This window comes from Actinocrinis sp., from assembly GCF_035946395.1.
Classification (GTDB): Bacteria; Actinomycetota; Actinomycetes; order Streptomycetales; family Catenulisporaceae; genus Actinocrinis.
Genome location: NZ_DASYZI010000159.1, coordinates 1 through 3,239, shown reverse-complemented (window position 1 = coordinate 3,239; position 3,239 = coordinate 1). Strand labels below are relative to the sequence as shown.

Here is a 3,239-nt window from a genome sequence, read left to right as displayed (position 1 = left end):
TAATACTCAGCCGCCGACCTCCCCCGCGTTGGACTACTGTCCCCGGCGGCGACCTGCCTGGTCAGGCACGTGTAGCTATCCCCAGTGATAATTTTATGGATCATTATCACGATCCCGACCACTTTTCCGCAGCCGAACCATGAGGACAGCCGCCGCATTCACGGCCATAGGAAGATTAGCTACAAAAGGCGTGTTGTTGACCAGATACGCTAGTTCGTTCATGTGGGCTGAAATATGATACCGGCAGCCGTCGGGTTCGTGCTGTGTCACATCTGGGATTTGAGCACGTCGACCTCGCAGCCTGGCATGAACGGGTCGAAGCCGTGCTCGATAAGCCAGCGCACTGCCAGCAGGCTGCGCGCCGACCACCATGCCTGGATCACATCGAGGTCGACATCGGTGCCGTAGCCAGCGACCAGGTCGTCAAGGTGTTCCTCGTGTCCGATCGTCAGGCTGGCGAGGTCGAACAGGGCGTCGCCGCGGCCCGCTTCGGACCAGTCGAGCACGCCGGTGACCTCGTCGCCGTCGACGAACACGTGGCCGATCTGCAGGTCGCCGTGCGCAAACACCGGCGGCGACGGCCGCCGCAGTGCGGCCTCGGCAACCTCGCGGTTGCGCGCGACCAGATCGGCGGGAAGCACACCGTTCGCTACGAGCAACGCGCATTCACCGTCCAGGCGCGCTGGCAAGTCCTCGAACCTCGAACTGGGCCAAGGCGGCAGCGGCGCGTCGTGCAGCATCCGCGCGGCTGCACCCGCTGCGGCCCATGCCGCCGACGACGCGCTCGACGGCTCGCCGATGCGGCCCAGCGCCCTCCCCGGCACGGCGGCCAGCGCGAGCACGGGCGGCTTGCGCCACAGGACCCGCGGAGTCGGGATCGGCGCCAGAGCCATCGCCTCGACCTCAACGTCGGTGCGCGTCTGATCAGCGTCGATCTTCAGGAACACCCCGCCCACGCGCACCGTCGCGCGCTCGTGATGCGCGACGACGATCTCGACCTGCTCCACACTAGCCAGTATCGCGGTGGTGGCCACAAACGTCGCCGGGTTTGTTCGAATCGCGCTGGCACAGGGCACGCCACGAACCAAACGACCTAAAGTCGCTCGCGAATCGAAGCAGCAACCGGCCATCGCGACTGCGCGGCGGCTATCTATTAGGGGGATGGAACGGCGAGCGGTCGTCGGCTGCTGTGATTCCTCATGTGCTCGGTGGGCCCGATCAAGGCCGGGCTTGCACGCGGGCAACAACGGCCGAGCCAAAGCGGCTGCCTTAAGGGCGTGGAGGCCGCAGGCGAGTGGTGCGAGCGCAGTCGCGATCTTCTTAGATCCGTGAGCCGCGTCCCGATAGCCGGCGGTGAGCTTGGCCCGCTGGGCGGCCTGAAGCGGGTAGATGTGGCGAGCTTCGTCTTCCGGGCAGTGGGTGCGGGCGGCGGAATGCAGGTCGAGGACGGCATCGGCGACCAGTCGGCCGTGGTCGGCGGCGAGGACCGCCGCGGCACGCGACAGGGCGCTGAACATCACGCACACCGCGTCCAGCGCAGTGGGTGCAAGCAGTTCGTCGAGGGCGCCCGGTCGGCCGGGTCCAGCTTGTGGAGTCCACGCTGGGTCGGAGTACAGCAGGCGGCCCAGTCGGATGACGACGGTGTTGGCTTGCACGGTCGGCGCGCTGCGCGGCCCGCTGTCCGGAACGGTGGCGATGCGCCTCCAAGGATGGCGCAATCTAGCCCACGCGGCGCCAGCCGCGCGCAACCACTCGGCGACTTCGTCCGGGTTCAGGGAGGGGCCCGAGGGCAGGTGCGGGGCCAGTCGGGTGAGCAAGTCGACGGTCAACACGTGCGCGATGCCCAGGCTAGTGGCGCTCGCGCGCAGGTTGCCAGCGGTGTGTAAGGCAATCGCCCGACTCGGTGTAACCCCACCGACCGGGCCAGGACACCCTGAACAGGAGGGCCTCCCATGCCCCATCAAGCGATCGCTCGACGCGCTGTTCTGCTCCGATGTGGAAACCGGCGACACGTCCACCGAGCCGGAAGTGGCCGCCGCTATCCGCCGAGCGCTCAGGAAATACCGTGACTGGAACGGGTGCACGCGGGTAGTCGCGGCCGCATTCGCGAACGCGCCGACGTCGGCTAACGAGCGTGAGCGGTACTGCCGCTGCCTTGTCGCCGAGGCGTTCGCCAACGCCGATCTCCAGATGGCCCCGGAGTATGGCGATGACAGTCTCCTTAAGTTAATCCAGGCTGACGAGTAAGCCCACGAACGGACCGGTCGGCGACCGCCGTCGCTGGCGTCCCGTCCCATCGCGTACCGCAGCTGCATGCTGGAGAGGCGCCAGTTTCAGCGAGACATAGAGGGCTAGCACGGCCCGCTGAAACTGGCGCACTTCGGAAGATATTTCCGGATTGTCCTGGTGAACGTGGCGTGCGAGTGAAGATCTCTCTGGCTTGCGTGGCCGTTCTTCGCAGCAACTACCAAATGACGACGACGATCGCGGCGGCTGTGCGTGTGGCGTCTTCGATGTTCGCCAGACGCAGCGAGACACGCGGGACGAAGCCCGCGTGTGGATCGGTGGCCTCGACGCGTTGGCTAGTACTCAGGTCGAGGCTCGCGCCCTTCGGATTGAGCGGGTTGACGCGAGCTGCGACCCTCTCCAGGTTGGCGCGCAGCAACGCGCATTCCTACTGGAAGTCAGAGATCTGTGGCGGCTCGACATAAAGATCGTCGGCCGCGAGGCGCGGAGTACTGGGCACCGAGCGCCCGGACTCGCTGGAGCCCCATACGTCGTGCCGCCATGACTCGAATCCGGCCGCATCGGTTGAGCGGAGCTGCCGTGCCGACACGCACAGACAGCGGTTCCCACGCCTGGGGCGTGTCACGGTACAGGACGCATACGCCCGAGCACCAAACACTTGGGCACAGCAAAATCCGTCGGATCCAGTACGGCCACACCGCTCTCGGTCGGACACGATACTGGCTTCAGGATTCACGCCGGGCCAAGCAAGCACGCGGTCGGTTGCGGTCGTTCAGCGAGCGTATCGACGGACTCTTCACGGACTTCGACGCCGAAAGGGTCCTACCGATGTTGTCGGTAGGACCCCTGATCTGGTCTTCTCTCGTGGACCTAGGAGGACTTGAACCTCCGACCTCTTCCTTATCAGGGAAGCGCTCTAACCGACTGAGCTATAGGTCCATCACGCTCGCTCGCCTGCTGTTGCTGGTGGTCGAAGCGCTAGAGCAGATTAC

Annotated in this window: 3 protein-coding genes and 1 tRNA gene; 1 reads left to right on the top strand and 3 read right to left on the bottom strand. The window is 65.7% G+C overall.

Annotated features, from left to right (window positions below; genetic code table 11):
- Positions 1–266: 266 nt before the first annotated feature.
- Positions 267–1,007, bottom strand: a complete 741-nt coding sequence (locus tag VGS97_RS29485; protein WP_349262077.1) for an aminoglycoside phosphotransferase family protein — start codon at positions 1,005–1,007, stop codon at positions 267–269.
- 802 nt (positions 1,008–1,809) lie between these two features.
- Here VGS97_RS29485 and VGS97_RS10265 point away from each other — a divergent pair.
- Positions 1,810–2,247 carry a hypothetical protein gene (locus tag VGS97_RS10265; protein WP_326853101.1) on the top strand — a complete coding sequence of 146 codons (438 nt, stop codon included), beginning with the start codon at positions 1,810–1,812 and terminating at the stop codon, positions 2,245–2,247.
- Between the two features lie 217 nt (positions 2,248–2,464).
- Here VGS97_RS10265 and VGS97_RS10260 read toward each other — a convergent pair whose 3' ends face one another.
- Positions 2,465–2,665 carry a hypothetical protein gene (locus tag VGS97_RS10260; RefSeq protein ID WP_326853100.1) on the bottom strand — a complete coding sequence of 67 codons (201 nt, stop codon included), beginning with the start codon at positions 2,663–2,665 and terminating at the stop codon, positions 2,465–2,467.
- A gap of 447 nt (positions 2,666–3,112) precedes the next feature.
- Positions 3,113–3,186: transfer RNA gene (locus VGS97_RS10255), tRNA-Ile, on the bottom strand.
- Positions 3,187–3,239: the final 53 nt, after the last annotated feature.